This is a genomic window from uncultured Tateyamaria sp., from assembly GCF_947494755.1.
Lineage (GTDB): Bacteria > Pseudomonadota > Alphaproteobacteria > Rhodobacterales > Rhodobacteraceae > Tateyamaria.
Genome location: NZ_CANLVZ010000002.1, coordinates 246,541 through 264,096, shown reverse-complemented (window position 1 = coordinate 264,096; position 17,556 = coordinate 246,541). Strand labels below are relative to the sequence as shown.

The 17,556-nt window shown below is 60.1% G+C and carries 16 protein-coding genes; 13 read left to right on the top strand and 3 right to left on the bottom strand.

Going from position 1 to position 17,556, the window contains the following annotated elements; genetic code table 11:
• Positions 1-15: 15 nt before the first annotated feature.
• The gene (locus tag Q0908_RS03935) at positions 16-204 is read right to left on the bottom strand and encodes a hypothetical protein (RefSeq protein ID WP_299281131.1); all 189 of its coding nucleotides are present in this window, start codon (positions 202-204) and stop codon (positions 16-18) included.
• Between the two features lie 128 nt (positions 205-332).
• On the opposite strand from Q0908_RS03935, the gene Q0908_RS03930 reads away from it, so the two are divergent.
• The 8 genes from Q0908_RS03930 to Q0908_RS03895 all read left to right on the top strand — a co-directional run bounded on the left by Q0908_RS03930 (position 333) and on the right by Q0908_RS03895 (position 10,716).
• Positions 333-2,288, top strand: a complete 1,956-nt coding sequence (locus Q0908_RS03930) for a bifunctional 2',3'-cyclic-nucleotide 2'-phosphodiesterase/3'-nucleotidase (RefSeq protein ID WP_299281130.1) — start codon at positions 333-335, stop codon at positions 2,286-2,288.
• Positions 2,289-2,506: 218 nt separating this feature from the next.
• Positions 2,507-3,595: an ABC transporter ATP-binding protein gene (locus tag Q0908_RS03925; protein WP_299281129.1), complete on the top strand. Its 1,089-nt coding sequence runs from the start codon at positions 2,507-2,509 to the stop codon at positions 3,593-3,595.
• Positions 3,596-3,608: 13 nt separating this feature from the next.
• Positions 3,609-4,685 (top strand): ABC transporter ATP-binding protein, encoded by a 1,077-nt coding sequence (locus tag Q0908_RS03920; protein WP_299281128.1) that lies wholly within the window; start codon positions 3,609-3,611, stop codon positions 4,683-4,685.
• Positions 4,685-5,554, top strand: a complete 870-nt coding sequence (locus tag Q0908_RS03915) for a sugar ABC transporter permease (RefSeq protein WP_299281127.1) — start codon at positions 4,685-4,687, stop codon at positions 5,552-5,554. The genes Q0908_RS03920 and Q0908_RS03915 overlap by 1 nt, the downstream gene beginning before the upstream one ends.
• A gap of 3 nt (positions 5,555-5,557) precedes the next feature.
• Positions 5,558-6,424 carry a carbohydrate ABC transporter permease gene (locus Q0908_RS03910; RefSeq protein ID WP_299281126.1) on the top strand — a complete coding sequence of 289 codons (867 nt, stop codon included), beginning with the start codon at positions 5,558-5,560 and terminating at the stop codon, positions 6,422-6,424.
• 27 nt (positions 6,425-6,451) lie between these two features.
• The gene (locus Q0908_RS03905) at positions 6,452-6,724 is read left to right on the top strand and encodes a DUF2160 domain-containing protein (RefSeq protein ID WP_299281125.1); all 273 of its coding nucleotides are present in this window, start codon (positions 6,452-6,454) and stop codon (positions 6,722-6,724) included.
• Positions 6,725-6,802: 78 nt separating this feature from the next.
• The gene (locus Q0908_RS03900; RefSeq protein WP_299281124.1) at positions 6,803-8,524 is read left to right on the top strand and encodes an ABC transporter substrate-binding protein; all 1,722 of its coding nucleotides are present in this window, start codon (positions 6,803-6,805) and stop codon (positions 8,522-8,524) included.
• Positions 8,525-8,958: 434 nt separating this feature from the next.
• Positions 8,959-10,716 (top strand): ABC transporter ATP-binding protein, encoded by a 1,758-nt coding sequence (locus Q0908_RS03895; protein ID WP_299281123.1) that lies wholly within the window; start codon positions 8,959-8,961, stop codon positions 10,714-10,716.
• Positions 10,717-10,783: 67 nt separating this feature from the next.
• Here Q0908_RS03895 and Q0908_RS03890 read toward each other — a convergent pair whose 3' ends face one another.
• Together Q0908_RS03890 and Q0908_RS03885 are read right to left on the bottom strand one after the other, a co-directional pair.
• Positions 10,784-11,386, bottom strand: coding sequence for an alpha/beta hydrolase (locus tag Q0908_RS03890; RefSeq protein WP_299281122.1), 603 nt, complete (start codon positions 11,384-11,386; stop codon positions 10,784-10,786).
• A gap of 13 nt (positions 11,387-11,399) precedes the next feature.
• Entirely contained in the window at positions 11,400-12,332 is a 933-nt protein-coding gene (locus Q0908_RS03885) for a ring-cleaving dioxygenase (RefSeq protein ID WP_299281121.1), read from the bottom strand.
• Positions 12,333-12,442: 110 nt separating this feature from the next.
• Between Q0908_RS03885 and Q0908_RS03880 the strand changes: the two genes are divergently transcribed.
• The 5 genes from Q0908_RS03880 to Q0908_RS03860 all read left to right on the top strand — a co-directional run bounded on the left by Q0908_RS03880 (position 12,443) and on the right by Q0908_RS03860 (position 17,525).
• Positions 12,443-13,360: a LysR family transcriptional regulator gene (locus Q0908_RS03880; protein WP_299281120.1), complete on the top strand. Its 918-nt coding sequence runs from the start codon at positions 12,443-12,445 to the stop codon at positions 13,358-13,360.
• A 106-nt stretch (positions 13,361-13,466) separates the two neighbouring features.
• Positions 13,467-14,678: an FAD-binding oxidoreductase gene (locus Q0908_RS03875; RefSeq protein WP_299281119.1), complete on the top strand. Its 1,212-nt coding sequence runs from the start codon at positions 13,467-13,469 to the stop codon at positions 14,676-14,678.
• Positions 14,679-14,694: 16 nt separating this feature from the next.
• The gene (locus Q0908_RS03870; RefSeq protein ID WP_299281118.1) at positions 14,695-15,525 is read left to right on the top strand and encodes an NAD(P)-dependent oxidoreductase; all 831 of its coding nucleotides are present in this window, start codon (positions 14,695-14,697) and stop codon (positions 15,523-15,525) included.
• Entirely contained in the window at positions 15,525-16,499 is a 975-nt protein-coding gene (locus Q0908_RS03865) for a membrane dipeptidase (RefSeq protein WP_299281117.1), read from the top strand. Before Q0908_RS03870 ends, Q0908_RS03865 begins: the two co-directional genes overlap by 1 nt.
• 81 nt (positions 16,500-16,580) lie before the next feature.
• A complete protein-coding gene (locus tag Q0908_RS03860; protein ID WP_299281116.1) occupies positions 16,581-17,525 on the top strand; it encodes an NAD(P)-dependent oxidoreductase in 945 nt (314 codons plus the stop codon).
• Positions 17,526-17,556: the final 31 nt, after the last annotated feature.

Here is a 17,556-nt window from a genome sequence, read left to right as displayed (position 1 = left end):
CCTCATTCAATTGCTTCAAAAATTTGCGTTCAGTTCAATAAATTGGCCCATGCCGATCACGCGAACGGGCCCAAACATGGCGTTATCTGATGGCAAGGGGTGGCGAAAAATGCCTGCCAGCACATCAGCGACATGCGGTCGGTTTAGAAAATATGAATTAGAATGACGGATCGTCGTGCTTGCCACAATAACGGTCTTGGTCATCGGCTTGGTCCCGCTGATCGGGGGCGGAAAAGCCACTTTCAGGGTTGCGATTTCGCGCTTTGCGGGTTGTCATCCAGTGCTTACACTCGCGTGATAGCCTACATCACAGCCAACCTTCAGGAGTCGTCATGTCGCTCACCCTCAACCGTCGCAGATTTCTCGCAAGCACCGCTGGTCTGATTGCGTTGCATCCGTTTTCGGCCAATGCGGCGACAAATCAGGCCCACCTGCGGATCATGGAAACGACTGACCTGCACGTGCATGTGTTCCCTTACGATTATTATGCGGACAAGCCGCGCGACACGGTCGGGTTGGCCCGCACCGCCTCGCTGATCAATGCTGTCCGGGCCGAGGCGTCCAATGCGCTGCTGATCGACAATGGTGACTTTTTGCAGGGCAATCCGATGGGCGACTACATCGCTTATGAACGTGGCATGAAAGAGGGTGACACCCACCCTGTCATCGAGGCGATGAATGCGCTTGGCTTTGATGCCTCGACCCTTGGCAACCACGAATTCAACTATGGCATAGACTTCCTGATGAAGGCGTTGGCGGGGGCCAACTTCCCGGTGGTGAACGCCAACATTGCGCTGGAATTGGGCAGCGATCCGACCAAGGACAAGACCCTGATCCCGCCTTACGTCATCCTGGATCACAGCGTGACCGACGGCGCTGGCGCGGCGCATGACATCAAGGTTGGCCTGATCGGGTTTACGCCGCCCCAGGTCATGAACTGGGATCGCCGCCATCTCGAAGGCAACGTGCAGGCCCGCGACATCATTGAGACCGCCAAGGCGTATATCCCGCAGATGAAAGAGCAGGGGGCCGACATCATAGTCGTGTTGTCCCATTCCGGTATTGGCGCGGCGGATGCGTCCGATGGTATGGAGAACGCGGCCGTCCCCCTGGCCGGGCTTGAGGGCGTCGACGCCATTCTGACGGGGCACAGCCATCTGGTATTTCCATCGCCCGACTATGCGGATTTTGCAGGCGCGGATGTGGACGCAGGCACCTTGATGGGCACCCCCGCGACCATGGGCGGCTTCTGGGGCAGTCATATGGGTCTGATCGACCTGTTGCTCGAAAAGGACGGCAATGCGTGGCGCGTCGTGTCCGCCGTGTCTGAGGCCCGCCCGATCTCCAAACGCAACGAGGACCGGTCCGTCACGGCACTTGTCGAAAGCGATCCGGCGGTCTTGGCCGCTGCGCAGACCGAACATGACGAAACCCTCGCCTACGTGCGCCGGGCCGTTGGCAAGACCGACGCGCCGCTGCACAGCTATTTCGCGCTGGTTGCCGATGATCCATCGGTCCAGATCGTGTCCATCGCCCAGCTTTGGTACATTGAGGAGATGATGAAAGGGACCGAGCATGAGGGTCTGCCGATCCTCTCCGCCGCCGCGCCGTTCAAGGCTGGTGGGCGCGGAGGCCCGGAGTATTTCACCGATGTTCCCAAGGGCGATGTGGCGATCAAGAACGTCTCAGACCTTTACCTCTATCCTAACACCGTCCGCGCGGTGCGTGTTACCGGCCAGCAGGTCAAGGATTGGCTGGAACGCTCGGCGGGCATGTTCAACCAGGTGGAGCCGGGCGCGCAGGATGTGGTTCTGCTCAACCCTGAATTCCCGAGCTACAACTTTGATGTGATTGATGGGGTGTCTTACCAGATGGACCTGTCACAGCCGTCGAAATACGACCCCAAAGGTGAATTGCTGGACGAAAACGCCAGCCGCATCGTCAACCTTACTTATAGTGGCGCGCCGCTTGATCTGGGGGCCGAGTTCATTATCGCAACGAACAACTACCGCGCGGGCGGCGGCGGGAATTTCCCGGGTGCGACCTCGGAAACGACGGTGTTCGAGGGGCCCGATACGAACCGCGACATCATCGTGCGCTACATCGTCGAAAAGGGCACGATCAGCCCGCGCGCCGACAGCAACTGGTCTTTTGCCCCGATGGAAGGCAGCACGGTGCTGTTCGACACAGGGCCTGCGGCGACCGCCTATCTTGATCAGGTCGACGTGAACATTGAACCTGCCGGAGACGGCCCGGACGGGTTTGCGCGCTTCCGGATCTCGCTCTAGACCCAGATGGCATGGCCGGGTGTGTCCGGCCATGCCTGCCTGAGTGGCCAATTGCATGTCGTGCGACATGGCCAACTCTGGTTGCCACATCTTCGCAACACGCAGTGCCATCAACGACCCGTTGCAAACGCGCGCGTATTGCTAAACTCTACACTTGGATCACGTGCGATCTGTGGCAGTATGATATGTCCGGGGCTGCGGCGTAAGGGGGAACGACAATGACACTCGAATTGCGCAATGTCTCAAAGGTGGTGGATGGGGTCCCGCATATCCATCCCACCAACCTGACGCTGAACAAGGGGACGATGAATGTCCTGCTTGGGCCGACGCTTTCGGGCAAGACGTCCCTGATGCGGCTGATGGCAGGACTGGATATGCCCACCACCGGGCAGGTGTTCTGGCAAGGCGAAGATGTGACGGGCATGCGCGTGCAGGACCGAAAAGTCGCCATGGTCTATCAGCAATTCATCAACTACCCCTCGATGACTGTTTACGACAATATCGCCTCGCCCTTGCGTCTGATGGGCAAATCCAAGGCCGAGATTGACGCGGCCGTTCGCAAATCGGCGGACCTCATGCAGCTTTCGGCGATGTTGGATCGCAAGCCGTTGGAACTGTCAGGCGGTCAGCAACAGCGCTGTGCCCTCGCGCGGGCTTTGGTCAAGGATGCGGGGCTGGTGCTGCTGGATGAACCGCTGGCAAACCTCGACTACAAACTGCGCGAAGAGTTGCGCGTCGAGATCCCCAAAATCTTTGAAGAGGCGGGCTCGATTTTTGTCTATGCCACGACCGAACCCGAAGAGGCGTTGTTGCTGGGTGGCAATACTGCCGCCCTGTGGCAAGGCGAGGTGCGCCAGTTCGGTCTGACCCCGGATGTGTACCGCCAGCCCGCAGATGCGACCACGGCCCGCGTGTTCAGCGACCCGCCGATGAATTTCCTGAAAGTGAGCAAGGCGGGTGGCACGATCACTTTTGGCGACGCGCAGTCCGCTGCGGCCACAGGGCCGCTGGCCACTCTGGCTGATGGTCAATATCTGGCGGGGTTTCGTCCCAATCATGTGGAGTTGCAGGGCCAGGTCGGCACCGCCCTGACCTTTGCCACAAAGCTGAACGTGACCGAGTTGACGGGGTCGGAAACCTTTATTCACCTCGATCACCACGGCGACAGTTGGGTCGGGCTGGTGCACGGCATCCATGACCTCGAACTGGGGGCTGCCTTGGACGTGCATATCGATCCGCGCCACATCTACATCTTTAGTGAAACGGGCGATCTGGTGGCCCCGGCTGCCTACGCCATGGCCGCGTGAGGGAGCGATAGCAATGGCAGAAATCACCCTCGACAATCTGGCGCATTCCTACAGTCCCAACCCAAAGGGCGAAGAGGACTTTGCGCTCAAGGAATTGAACCACGTCTGGTCCGATGGCGAAGCCTATGCGCTGCTTGGGGCATCGGGCTGCGGCAAATCGACGTTGCTCAACATCATTTCTGGCCTTTTGCACCCCAGTCAGGGGCGCATTCTGTTTGATGGCAAGGACGTGACAGAAGCCAGCACAGCGGATCGCAACATCGCGCAGGTGTTCCAGTTTCCGGTGGTCTATGACACGATGACGGTGCGCGCGAACCTTGCTTTCCCCCTCAAGAACCGGGGCGCTGACCCCAAATATATCGCCGAACGGGTGCAGCAGATCGGTGCCATGATCGGGATGGAGGCGGAACTGGACAAGCGCGCCCGTGGTCTGACGGCGGATGCGAAACAGAAAATCTCACTCGGGCGGGGCATGGTGCGTGAGGACGTGAACGCCTTGCTGTTCGACGAGCCCCTGACAGTGATCGACCCGCACATGAAGTGGGAATTGCGCACGCAGTTGAAATCGCTGCACCACGATTTTGGGCACACGATGATTTACGTCACGCACGACCAGACGGAGGCGCTGACTTTTGCGGACAAGGTGGTGGTCATGTATGACGGGCGAGTGGTGCAGATCGGCACCCCGCAAGAGCTATTCGATACGCCCCAGCACACATTTGTCGGCTACTTCATCGGCTCACCGGGGATGAACGTGATCCCGGCCGCTGTGATCGGCAAGACGGCCGTGGTGCATGGCACGGAAATCGCACTGACCCATCGACATGACGTGTTGGAGGGCAAAATTGAACTCGGGGTGCGGCCTGAATTTGTGACGCTGACCGATGGACCCGGCCTGCCCGTCAAGGTTCGGCGGGTTGAGGACGTAGGCCGCCACAAAATCGTGCGCGCCGAGTTGTTCGGTAGCCCCATCAACATTCTGGCGGATGAGGATCAACCGATCACGCCCGACATGACCAACATCACCTTCGATCCTGCCCGCGTGAACGTCTACGTGAATGACTGGCTGAAACACGGAAAGGCCGCCTGATGGAAAAGACCGTAAATCAAAAAGCATGGTTCCTGATCCTTCCGGTGCTGATCCTTGTCGCCTTTTCGGCGGTGATCCCGCTGATGACGGTGGTGAACTACTCGGTGCAGGACACGTTCGGGCAGAACGAGTTTTTCTGGGTGGGCCTTGAATGGTTTGCCGAGATGCTCGATTCTGACCGGATGTGGGATGCGTTGGGGCGGCAATTGATGTTCTCGGCCATCATCCTCGCCATTCAAATTCCCCTTGGGGTCTTTGTCGCGCTCAACATGCCCAAAAGAGGATTTTGGTCCAGCTTTTGTCTGGTGGTTATGTCGCTGCCCTTGCTGATCCCGTGGAATGTGGTGGGCACGATCTGGCAGATCTTTGGCCGCGTGGACATCGGATTGCTGGGCTATACGCTCGATGCGCTTGGTATTTCCTACAACTACACGCAGGACACATTTGCCGCCTGGGCCACGATCATCATCATGGATGTCTGGCACTGGACGTCGCTTGTGGCCTTGCTGGCCTTTGCTGGTCTCAAATCCATTCCAGACGCTTATTATCAGGCCGCCAAGATCGATCAGGCCAGCCGATGGGCGATCTTCCGCTACATCGAGTTGCCAAAGATGATGGGTGTGCTGATGATCGCGATATTGTTGCGATTCATGGACAGCTTTATGATCTATACCGAGCCGTTTGTGGTCACGGGTGGGGGGCCGGGCAATGCCACGACCTTGCTGTCCATTGACCTTGTCAAGATGGCGCTTGGGCAGTTTGACCTTGGCCCCGCAGCGGCGTTTTCGATCATGTATTATCTGGTGATCCTGCTGATTTCCTATGTGTTCTACACGGTCATGACGACCGTGGAAAAGAACGAGGGCTAGGCCATGAGCGATGCAACCCTCACCCAAGCCGCCGCCAAGCCCGCCGCCGAGCGCGCGCGCAAACCATTCCGCGTCAAAGGGTCGGTCGTGGTCATGACGCTTTATCTCGTGTTCCTGATGTTGCCGATCTACTGGTTGATCAACATGAGCCTCAAGACCAACACCGAGGTGCTGAACACGTTCACGCTGTGGCCACGCAACCTGACATTCGACAACTACGTGACCATCCTGACGGACCCGGCATGGTACAGCGGCTATATCAACTCGATCATCTATGTGGTGATGAACACGGTGATCTCATTGGCCGTCGCATTGCCTGCGGCCTATGCGTTCAGCCGCTATCATTTCATGGGCGACAAGCACCTGTTTTTCTGGCTGCTGACCAACCGGATGGCCCCGCCTGCGGTGTTTGCGCTGCCATTCTTTCAGCTGTATTCGTCCGTCGGCCTGTTCGACACCCACATCGCGGTGGCCTTGGCGCATTGCCTGTTCAATGTGCCGCTGGCGGTCTGGATCCTTGAGGGGTTCATGCGCGGGGTCCCAAAGGAAATTGACGAGACGGCTTACCTTGACGGCTACAGCTTTGGCCGCTTCTTCATCAAGATTTTCACGCCGCTTATTGCGTCGGGGATCGGGGTCGCTGCGTTCTTCTGTTTCATGTTCAGTTGGGTCGAACTGCTGCTGAGCCGCACGCTGACCACCGTGGACGCGAAACCGATCTCAGCGATCATGACACGGACGCAAGGGGCGGCAGGTATTGACTGGGGCGTGCTGGCAGCGGCGGGGGTTCTGACAATCGTGCCCGGCGCTTTGGTCATTTATTTCGTGCGCAACTACATCGCCAAGGGTTTTGCCCTGGGTCGCGTGTAACAGCGCAATTTTAAAAGGGAGATCAACATGGATTGGATGGCATGGACGTGGCCCACGGCCCTGTTTTTCATCTGCATCGCAGCCATTTTGACGGTGTTCACCGTGCTGGCGATCAAATTTCCCGAAACGCCCCGCAAAGGGGTCTTACGACTTGAGACGACGCGCGGCGATCGTCTCTTTATCACACTGCTCGGCTCTGCCTTTATCAATCTGGCATGGCTGGGCGTGGTCGGCGCGAACCAACCGCTCGCGCTGATTGTCTGCCTTGTTTACGCCTTTGCGGTTTTCCGTTGGGTCTAGGCAAGGACCGGCGCGTGACACAGCGAACCATGCTGGCGCGCGCCATTTCATAAACGTATTTCCTATAGGGAGGAAAGAATGACATTCTCACTTAAATCAAGTACGGCAATTGTGCTGTCACTTGGCATGATGAGCACACCTGTGTTCGCTGATATGGACGCCGCACGGGCGTTCCTGGACAGCGAAATCGGCGATGTGTCGGTCCTGTCGCGTGCGGACCAAGAGGCAGAGATGCAGTTCTTTGTGGATGCTGCGGCACCATATCAGGGGATGCAGATCAAGGTCGTCTCCGAAACCATCGCGACCCATGAATACGAAAGCCAGGTGCTTGCGCCGGCCTTCACGGCCATCACCGGTATCGAGGTCACCCATGATCTGATCGGCGAAGGCGACGTGGTTGAAAAGCTGCAAACCCAGATGCAGTCGGGCGAAAACATCTATGACGCCTATATCAACGACAGCGACCTGATCGGGACCCACTGGCGTTACAAGCAAGTGCGCAACCTGACCGACTGGATGGCGGGTGAGGGCGCTGAAGTGACCCTGCCGACGTTGGACATCGACGACTTTATCGGCACGTCCTTCACCACCGGGCCCGATGGCAAGCTCTATCAGTTGCCCACGCAGCAGTTCGCGAACCTTTACTGGTTCCGCTATGACTGGTTCAACGACGAACAGAACAAGGCCGACTTCAAAGAGCAGTTTGGCTATGATCTGGGTGTGCCGGTCAACTGGTCTGCTTACGAGGACATCGCCGAATTCTTCACGGGCCGTGATCTGTCGCGCATGGGTGTGGATGGCGACGTCTTTGGCAATATGGACTATGGCAAGAAAGACCCGTCCCTTGGCTGGCGCTATACTGATGCGTGGATGTCGATGGCTGGCATGGGCGACGCAGGCGAGCCAAACGGCCTGCCCGTCGATGAATGGGGTATTCGCGTCAACGAAAACTCCCAGCCCACCGGATCCTGCGTGTCGCGGGGCGGTGCCACAAACTCACCCGCAGCTGTCTATGCGGTGACCAAGGCGATTGAGTGGCTCGACAAGTACTCGCCCCCTGCCGCCGCAGGCATGACGTTCAGCGAAGCGGGTCCAATCCCGGCGCAAGGCAATGTGGCCCAGCAAATGTTCTGGTACACCGCCTTTACCGCCGCGACCGTACTGCCCGATCTGCCTGTGATGAACGAGGACGGAACGCCTAAGTGGCGCATGGCCCCTTCGCCTCACGGTGTCTATTGGAAAGAGGGTCAGAAGATCGGCTATCAGGACGCAGGATCCTGGACGCTGATGGAAAGCACGCCGGTGGATCGCGCGCAGGCCGCATGGCTTTATGCGCAGTTCGTGGTGTCCAAGACCGTCGACCTCAAGAAGTCTGATGTGGGTCTGACCTTCATCCGCGAGTCCACCATCGACTCCGAGCACTTCACCGAACGCGCACCCCGTCTGGGTGGTCTGGTAGAATTCTACCGCTCGCCCGCGCGTGTTCAGTGGTCGCCAACCGGCACCAACGTGCCTGACTATCCAAAGCTCGCGCAGCTATGGTGGCAGAACATCGGGGACGCAATGTCCGGTGCCAAGACACCTCAGGAGGCCCTTGATCAGCTTTGCGCCGATCAGGAACGCGTTCTGGAACGTCTTGAGCGTGCAGGGGTGCAAGGTGATCTGGGTCCCGTCCTCAACGAAGAGATGGGTGCAGAGCACTGGTTTGCACAAGCCGGTGCGCCCTTTCCGAAGTTGGAAAATGAGGACGAAGAGCCAAAGACAGTTCCCTATGACGAGTTGATCAAATCCTGGCAGTAAGCCAAGGTTAATTGGGTGCAAGGCGCTTCGAAAGAGGCGCCTTGTGTCACGTTTTCAGGGCCCCCATCTGTTTTGATTTGGAACGGTGGGGCGCGCTGGAAACCGAACAGGCCAAGACATGGCTGCTATCCTGTTTGCCCCCCTCCATCGTCATCCGCCGAGCCTGATGAGCCGAAACCCGCAACCGGCCATGGCCCGCCGAGGGCACGCTTGACTCCGCCATAGCGCCCGCTTTACCTAGCGACACGCAACCCCTGCAAGGAGGACGATCATGACTGTTGGCAAGACCTTCCTCCCGGCTGGCATCTTTTTTGGATTTGCCGCCTCCTGACAGTTTGAGGCCGGTTCGGCCCTTATGTCAGCCTTCTCTTTTTTCCGCTTTCGGAACCATCACATCTTTTGCAGGGCGCGGTTTTTGATACCGCGAAAATTCCATGTCCCGTTTTTCTGCCGACGGCGCCCTCGCGCGCGTCCTTTCCTTTACCGTTCGGCTCTGGTTGCGCTTGCGTGGCCTCATCGTCGTCATTCTGGCCCTCGTGCTGGCCTCGACCGCTGCGGACATTACCATCCCGGTAATTACCGGCCGGTTGGTTGCTGCCGTCGCTGACGGGGCCACCCCTTGGGGGATCTTCGCCACTCTTTTGGGGCTGGGGATCGTGTCGATTGGGGCCAAAATCCTCAGCTATTTCTGCATCATTGATCTGACGGTGCCGACCATGCGCACCGCCGAGGCCGAAGCCTTTGCGCATATCCAGCGGCTGCCTGCCGACTGGCATGCCAACGCGTTTGCGGGGTCAACGGTACGCAAGATCACGCGCGGGGCGTGGGCGCTGGATGATCTGGGCGATGTTCTGCTGTTGGCGCTGCTGCCGTCGGTGCTGATCCTGTTGGGCACGATCGGCACGCTGACGGCCTTCCGATGGGAGGTCGGGTTGGTCGCATTCATCGGGGCCACGTTGTTCCTCGGGTTATCCCTTGCGTTGACGCTGTTCTGGGTTGCACCTGCGGCGCGGCTGGCCAATGCCCAAGACAGTCGGGTGTCGGGTGCATTGGCCGATGCGATCACGTCGAACGCGGTCGTGCGCGCCCATGCAGGCGAGGCCCGCGAGGACATCCGGCTGGGGCGCGTTCTGGACAAGTGGGCGCATCGCACACGGCGCACGTGGCGGCGCGGCACGTGGTCGGGATTGGCGCAAGACATCTCGATCTGGGGTCTGCGCGCGGCGGTGCTGGGGGGCGCATTGCTCAGCTATACGCGCGGCTTGGCAGATGCAGGCGAGATCGCCTTTGTCGTGTCGGCACTTGGGATGCTGGATGGCTATCTGCGCCAGATCGGCAATCATGTGCGCGCGCTCCAGAAGGCCGTCAATGATGCCGAGGAATTGGTCGAGCTGATGGCGGCTGTTCCTGAACAGGACATTGCCCGCCATCCCGCACAGGCCCTGCCTGCCCGTGCGGCGGCGCTTGCCTTTGAGCATGTGAACTATGGGTATGTCGGCGCGCCTTCGCCGCTGTTCACGGATCTGCATGTCAGCATCCCCGCCGGTCAGAAGGTGGGGCTGGTGGGCCGTTCTGGGTCGGGCAAGACCACCTTTGTAAAGCTGATCCAGCGGATCCACGAAGTGTCAGGTGGTGCGATCACGCTGGACGGTGTCGACATTGCGCGCGTGCCGCTGGCGCAGTTGCGCCGCCAGATCGCGCTGGTGCCTCAGGAGCCGATCTTGTTTCACCGCTCGCTTGCGGACAACATCGCCTATGCCCGCCCCGATGCCACGCAGACCGATATCCACAAGGCCGCGCAGCAAGCGGGCGCGGCGGACTTCATCACTCGCCTGCCCAAAGGCTATGGCACCGAGGTGGGCGAGCGAGGTGTGAAGCTGTCGGGCGGGGAGCGGCAACGCGTTGCCATTGCGCGCGCGTTCCTGTCAGACGCGCCGGTTCTGGTCATGGACGAAGCGACATCTTCGCTTGATTCCGAGGCCGAAGAGCGGGTCGCCGAAGCAGCCGAACGTCTGATGGAGGGTCGCACCACCCTTGTGATCGCGCACCGGCTGGCGACGGTCGAGCGGATGGACCGCATCCTGGTCTTTGATCAGGGGCGCATCGTCGAAGACGGTACGCCCGCAGCGTTGATGGCCCGCAAAAACGGTCTGTACCGGGCGTTGCGCCAGCGGCAGACTTTGGTCGCGTAACCGAAAAACGGGTTGGGACGGATGGGGCAGGGATGCCTCATCCGCCTGTGATCAGGGGGCCAGATCGTCAACTAAAGAGCTGCGCCAGCGCCTGAAGTTCGCTTTGGACCAGTGCGTGTCCACCGGGGTGGATGTCTGTGTGCACCTCAGCGCCTTGAGTGGTGAACCAGTCGATCAGGGCCTCGGTCTGCGGCCAGGGGCAGATGGGGTCCTGCTGCCCTGCGGTGATCAGAACGGGACGCCCTGACAGCTGTGGCGCGGGGGAAGGGACCCACGGGACCAACGGGTGCAGCAACCCGATCCGATCAAACAGCTCCGGGTGGGTGATTGCGACCGAGGCCAGAATATTGGCCCCGTTGGAATAGCCGAACCCATAGACCGGCGCATCTGGGTGATCCTCCTTGTGGGCCGCAATGAACGCAGCCATTTGCGTGGTGCGTTTGGCCAAATCCTCCATGTCATAGATGCCTTCGCCCGTGCGGCGGAAAAAGCGCGCCGCACCCCCCTCGGAGACATCGCCCCGGGGCGAGATGACACCCGCGCCGGGGACAAGCTGGCTGGCCAGAGCAAAGAACTGATGTTCATCCCCGCCGGTGCCGTGAAAGGCAAACACAAGGGGTGCGCCGGGGGCGGGCCGGGTCGTCAGACTGATATAGGTGTCACGTGCCATGTCGATATCCTCTTCAGTCAGAGATGGTTGGCAACAGCCCCTCAATCTGGGCGCGCTGCGGCTCATAGCGGGTGGGCAGCTTGAGACTTTGGCCAAGGTTGGCCGTGTCCTCGTCCCGGTCAAAGCCCGGCTCGTTGGTGGCGATTTCGAACAGGATCCCGCCGGGTGTGCGGAAGTAGATCGCCCAGAAATAGTCGCGGTCAATCACAGGTGTGACCTGATATCCGGTGTCCATGAGGGCGCGCCGGACCTCAAGCTGGGCGGCGCGGTCCTCGACCGCGAAGGCGATGTGGTGGACCGATCCTGCCCCTTGGGTGGCCGCTGCACTGCTTGGCATTTCCTGCAGGTCGATGGTGTCCGCCGCATTCCCGCCCTCGATCACATAGCGGGTTGTGTCCCCCTCACGCGCGTCTTTCTGGTAGCCCATGAACGTCAGCAATTCGCCGGTCGCATCCGCGTCCCGCAACTGGAACCGCGCACCGCGAAAACCCAAGACGCCTGCATCTTCGGGGACGCCGGCCTGGGTCCAGGGCGTGCGCCCCTGCGCCTCGCTTTCGACCAGCGCAAAGCTGTCGCCATCCGGCCCGTCAAAGGTCAGCCGGTTTTCACCAAGGAACGTGTCCGTGCCAAGCCCCGTCACGCCCTGCGCGGCAAACCGGTCGCTCCAATAGGGCAGGGCACCCTTGGGCACTGCAAATTCGGTCACGCCCACTTCGCCCGCGCCACGCCGGCCACGGGGCATCTGGCCGAATGGAAAGGTGGTCATCACCGACCCCGGTGTGCCGACCTCGTCCCCGTAATAGAGGTGGTAGACCTCGGGCGCGTCGAAGTTCACCGTCTTTTTCACCCGGCGCAAGCCGAGCGTTTTGGTGAAGAACGCGTTGTTGGCATTGGCATCGCCAGCCATTGAGGTGACGTGGTGCAATCCTTTGATATCTTTGATCATGATGGGCCTCTTGGGGTGGTTGTGTTGCTTGGACCCTAGATAGCGGCGTTGATAATTGACCAGAATAGAAATAGTTAGGCATTCACTATTGCCTTAAGCGAAATAATAAAATGAAAGAACTGCATCCCATCCGCGTCTTTCTGAAGGTGGCGGAGCTGGCCAGCTTTGCTGCGGCGGCGCGTGATTTGACCATGACGCCTGCATCGGTCACGCGGATTGTGGCCAAGCTTGAGGATACTCTGGGCCAGCAATTGTTGCTGCGGACGACCCGTCATGTGTCGTTGACGGCGGCGGGGGCGCGGGTTGCGACGCGTTATGGCCCGATTGTCGAGGATTTTGACCGCGCGAGCGAAGAGATGGCGCAGGCCGCCCGCCCGGACCGAGGCCGCTTGCGTCTCAACGCGCCGGTGTCGATGGGGGTGCGCCTGCTGCCGGGGCTGATCGACAGCTTTCGCCTTGCCTATCCCAATATCGAGGTCGACATGACGATGACCGACCGCCTTGTCGATATCATGGCCGAGGACTGCGATCTGGCAATCCGCATCTCGGGTCCGCCGGGAGATCTGTCGACAATCTGGCGCAAAGTCTGCGAGGTCCCGCGCCGCGCAATTGCGGCCCCTGCGCTGTTTGAGCGGATGGCGGTGCCCGACCATCCCTCTGATCTGGTCGTGGACAGCTGCCTGTCTTACAGCGCGGACGGTGCGGGTGAGCCGTGGGTGTTCACAAAAGAGGCGCATCGCCACAGGCTGCGGGCCGGAACGGCGGTGGTGTCCAACAATGGTGACTTCCTGTACGCACTGGCAAGGGCGGGCGGGGGCATCGCGGTGCTGCCGGATTTCATCACACATGCGGGCCTTGAGAGTGGCGCGGTCATCCCGGTGCTACCGGACTGGTCCGTCACCTCGCTCTGGCTGACGCTTTATTATCCGCCCTACACGCAATTGCCGCCCCTTGTGGCCACGTTTTCAGATTTCTTTGAGGCATATATGCGCGACATGGATGGGCTGGACTTTTCACAGGCCACCTGAGACTTCGCCCCATCAATTGGGCTGGCGTCGCCCGGGTTTTGCACGCACAGTGCGCGCATTGCCCGACGCGGTTGGCCCGTGTCACCACCGACCAAAGAGACCACAGATGCCCAATACGACTCCGACTTTGCCGCACTATGATGTTGTGATCATTGGGGGTGCGATCATGGGGGCTTCGACTGCGTGGTTCCTGACCGACAATCCTGATTTTGATGGCACCGTGCTCGTTGTCGAGCGTGATTTGACCTATGCCGCATGCTCGACAGCGCATACGAACAGTTGCATGCGCCAACAGTTTTCGACCGAGCTGAACGTGCGCATCAGCCAGTTCGCGGCAGACTTCGTCAAGAACATGCGCAGCTATATGGGCGGTGATGACCGAGTGCCGGAATTGGGCATTCGCAACTTCGGCTACATGTACCTCGCCGATACCGAGGCGTTTGCGGACGTGCTGCGCGACAACCTCGCGGTGCAGCAGGCGGCGGGGGCGGGCACGCAACTGATGACGCCAGAGCAGATCACGACCGTTTATCCCTTTTACAACGTCGACGACATCGTGCTTGGCTCGATCAACACGGCGGACGAGGGGTTTTGGGACGGGGCTGCCGTCTTTGACTGGTGGCGGCGGCAATCGCGCGAGCGGGGTGTTGAGTACATCCAGAACGAGGTTGTCGCGATGACCCGCAGTGCGTCCGGCGCGCGGGTAGAAAGCGTGACACTGGCCAGTGGTGAGGTGATCGGGTGCGGGCAGGTGGTCAACGCCTCGGGGCCGCGGGCGGATCGCACGGCGCGGATGGCGGGCATCTCTGTTCCGGTTGAGCCACGCAAACGCTTTTCGTGGATCTTTGCGGCGGAAAAACCGCTGGAGGTCGATCTGCCGCTGACCATTGATCCCTCGGGTGTACATGTGCGCGAAAACGGGGGTGGCACTTATCAGTGCGGTGGGCATTCCGACATTGACCCGGCTGTGGACTACGACGATTTCACCATGGACCACGCGATGTGGGAAAACCATGTCTGGCCGATCCTTGCCAACCGCATCCCGCAATTCGAGGCGATCAAGGTCACCCATGAATGGGGCGGGCATTATGCGATGAACACCTTTGATCACAACGCGATCATGGGGCCGCATACTGAGGTCGAAAACTTTATCTTTCTGAACGGGTTTTCGGGTCATGGGTTGCAGCAGTCCCCCGCCATGGGGCGCGGCACGGCCGAATGGCTGACCTATGGTGCCTACCGGTCCCTCGATCTGACCCCCTTCCATTTTGAGCGCATCGAGAACAACGCGCCGTTTATTGAGAAAGCGGTCATTTGACCGGCGGAGAGGACTTATGAAAAAGCTGGTTTTGACGGGCGCAGCAGGGCGGCTTGGATCACATTTGCGCGGCCCGCTTGCCGAGATGTGCGAGACCTTTGTCAGCACAGATATCGCAGATGGCGTCTCTGATCTCGCCGCCAACGAGACGTATGTAAAGGCCGATCTGAGCCGTCTGGATGAGATCGTGAATCTGCTTCAAGACGCTGATATGGTTGTGCATTTCGGAGCTATCGGGGACGAAGCCCCCTTCGACGACATCCTGCATGCGAACATTATCGGGGCCTATAACATCTGGGAGGCCGCGCATCGCAACGGCGTGCGCCGGGTGGTCTATGCCTCGTCTATCCATGCGGTCGGCATGCACAAATCCGCAGACATGATCGGCGTGAATGCGCCCCATCGCCCCGACACCTATTACGGGTTAGCCAAGTGTTTTGCCGAGGATTTGGCGCGCATGTATTGGGACAAGCGCGGGATCGAAGCGGTGTGCATGCGCATTGCCAGTTGCGCCACGGTGACCAATGCACGGGCGGTTGGAACATGGCTGAGCTACGATGACCTGATCCATATGGTGACCCGGGCCATCGACACGCGTGTCACTGAATTCTCTATCGTCTACGGGGTGTCGGACAACGACCGCTCGCCCTTTGACAACACCGGCGCGCGGCATCTGGGCTATCGACCCAAGGGCAACGCCGAACAATTCGCCGAGGAGATGTTTGCGCAGGCCCCGCCGGCCGATCCCTCCGACCCCGCGCAGGCCTGCATCGGTGGCCCCTTTGCGACGGTGGAGCTGGGGGACAGCGGACTTGCGGGCCTGAACCTCGCCAAGGATGAAACCTGATGCGCATCGACAACCTGCAATACGCCAACTGGTCGGAAAAGGTCTTTCGCCAGATGCGCGAAGGCAGCGTTGATGCGGTGCATGTCACCATCGCATACCACGAAAATTTCCGTGAGACCGTGCTGAATGTCGAACAGTGGAACCGATGGTTCGAACAGTATCCCGACCTGATCATCAAGGGGCTGTGGGCCAGCGACATTGACCGCGCGAAGGCCGAGGGCAAGACGGCGATTTTTTTCGGCTTTCAGAATCCCAGCCCGATCGAGGACGATATCGGCCTGGTTGAGATCGTGCACACGCTTGGCGCGCGCTTCATGCAGCTGACTTACAACAACCAATCCTTGCTGGCGACAGGCTGTTACGAGGCCGAAGACACCGGGATCACCCGCATGGGGCGTCAGGTGATCAAGGAGATGAACCGCGTGGGTCTGGTGGTCGACATGAGCCACTCGGCGGATCGTTCGACCATTGAAGCGGCAGACATCTCCGAACGGCCCATCGCGATCACTCACGCCAATCCGCACGACTGGCATCCGGCCCTGCGCAACAAGCGTGACGATGTAATTCGCGCCGTCACCGAGGCGGGCGGTATGTTAGGCTTTTCGCTTTATCCTCACCACCTCAAGGGTGGGGCTGACTGCACGCTCAACGACTTCTGCGCCGCCGTGGCCCGCACCGCCGAGCGATATGGCACCGACAAGATCGGGATCGGATCGGACCTGTGCCAGGACCAGCCCGACAGCGTGGTCGAATGGATGCGCGTGGGTCGGTGGAGCAAAGAAATCGACCACGGCGAAGGCTCTGCCGCCGCGCCGGGCTTTCCACCCCAACCGGACTGGTTCCGCGACAATCGCGACTTTGGCAATATCGAGGACGGCCTGCGCGCGACGGGGATGAATGCCGAAGAGGTCGCCGGGATCATGGGTGGCAACTGGTATCGGTTCTACGCCGATAATTTCAGCCCAAAACCCTAAACGCATGTCGCAAACAAGACGGACATGACGGGACAGCCTGCCCTTGGCTGTGCGGACAGATCGCCAAGGGAGACAGGGCATATGAAAATCGGATTTATCGGCTTGGGCAATGTGGGTGGCAAGCTTTCAGGCAGCCTGATCCGCAATGGGCACGATGTCTGGGTGCATGATCTGAACGCCGAATTCGTGGCTGAAAAGGTCGCTGCCGGTGCCCATGATGGCCACGGCCCTGCGCGGTTGATGCAGGATTGCGATGCTGTCATCACCTGCCTGCCCAGCCCTGCCGCGTCGGCGGCGGTCATGGCCGAGATGCTGCCCCATGTTGGTCCCGGCAAGATCTGGATGGAAATGTCGACCACCGACGAGGCCGAAGTCAAACGCATCGGCGCGCAGGTGATAGAGGCGGGCGGCGCGGCGGTGGATTGTCCGGTCTCGGGAGGGTGCCACCGCGCGGACACGGGCAATATCAGCATCTTTGCGGGCTGTGACCGCGCCACCTTCGAACGCATCCTGCCGCTCTTGACCACAATGGGGCGGCGGGTGCTGCACACTGGCGACCTCGGCTCGGCATCGATCCTCAAGGTCATCACAAACTATCTGGCGACCGCCAATCTGGTCAGTTGCGCCGAGGCGCTGACCGTGGCCAAGGGGGCGGGCATGGATCTGGGTGTGGCTTACGAGGCTATAGCGATCAGCTCGGGCACTTCCTTTGTGCATGAGACCGAAAGTCAGGTGATCCTGAACGGCAGCCGCGACATCTCGTTCACCATGGACCTTGTGGCCAAGGACATCGGCCTGTTTCAGAGCGTGGCGGACCGGGCCGGGGTGCCCTTGCAACTGAACCCGCTGCTGATCGACATTTTCAACGACGGGATCGCCCGGTTCGGCCCGCGCGAGTTGTCGCCTAACATCATCAAACGGCTCGAAGAGGTGACGGGGCTTGACGTGACCGCCCCCGGCTTTCCGGCGGAAATGACCGACGACGAACCCGAAGAGAAGGGGGCCGAGGTGATCGTGCGGCGCTGAGGGGGCTTGTGAGCGGGCAGGGGGCGGGCTA

Coding starts and splice junctions, on each gene's coding strand:
- Q0908_RS03935 (WP_299281131.1), bottom strand. CDS start 204: ATGACCAAGACCGTTATTGTGGCAAGCACGACGATCCGTCATTCTAAT.
- Q0908_RS03930 (WP_299281130.1), top strand. CDS start 333: ATGTCGCTCACCCTCAACCGTCGCAGATTTCTCGCAAGCACCGCTGGT.
- Q0908_RS03925 (WP_299281129.1), top strand. CDS start 2,507: ATGACACTCGAATTGCGCAATGTCTCAAAGGTGGTGGATGGGGTCCCG.
- Q0908_RS03920 (WP_299281128.1), top strand. CDS start 3,609: ATGGCAGAAATCACCCTCGACAATCTGGCGCATTCCTACAGTCCCAAC.
- Q0908_RS03915 (WP_299281127.1), top strand. CDS start 4,685: ATGGAAAAGACCGTAAATCAAAAAGCATGGTTCCTGATCCTTCCGGTG.
- Q0908_RS03910 (WP_299281126.1), top strand. CDS start 5,558: ATGAGCGATGCAACCCTCACCCAAGCCGCCGCCAAGCCCGCCGCCGAG.
- Q0908_RS03905 (WP_299281125.1), top strand. CDS start 6,452: ATGGATTGGATGGCATGGACGTGGCCCACGGCCCTGTTTTTCATCTGC.
- Q0908_RS03900 (WP_299281124.1), top strand. CDS start 6,803: ATGACATTCTCACTTAAATCAAGTACGGCAATTGTGCTGTCACTTGGC.
- Q0908_RS03895 (WP_299281123.1), top strand. CDS start 8,959: ATGTCCCGTTTTTCTGCCGACGGCGCCCTCGCGCGCGTCCTTTCCTTT.
- Q0908_RS03890 (WP_299281122.1), bottom strand. CDS start 11,386: ATGGCACGTGACACCTATATCAGTCTGACGACCCGGCCCGCCCCCGGC.
- Q0908_RS03885 (WP_299281121.1), bottom strand. CDS start 12,332: ATGATCAAAGATATCAAAGGATTGCACCACGTCACCTCAATGGCTGGC.
- Q0908_RS03880 (WP_299281120.1), top strand. CDS start 12,443: ATGAAAGAACTGCATCCCATCCGCGTCTTTCTGAAGGTGGCGGAGCTG.
- Q0908_RS03875 (WP_299281119.1), top strand. CDS start 13,467: ATGCCCAATACGACTCCGACTTTGCCGCACTATGATGTTGTGATCATT.
- Q0908_RS03870 (WP_299281118.1), top strand. CDS start 14,695: ATGAAAAAGCTGGTTTTGACGGGCGCAGCAGGGCGGCTTGGATCACAT.
- Q0908_RS03865 (WP_299281117.1), top strand. CDS start 15,525: ATGCGCATCGACAACCTGCAATACGCCAACTGGTCGGAAAAGGTCTTT.
- Q0908_RS03860 (WP_299281116.1), top strand. CDS start 16,581: ATGAAAATCGGATTTATCGGCTTGGGCAATGTGGGTGGCAAGCTTTCA.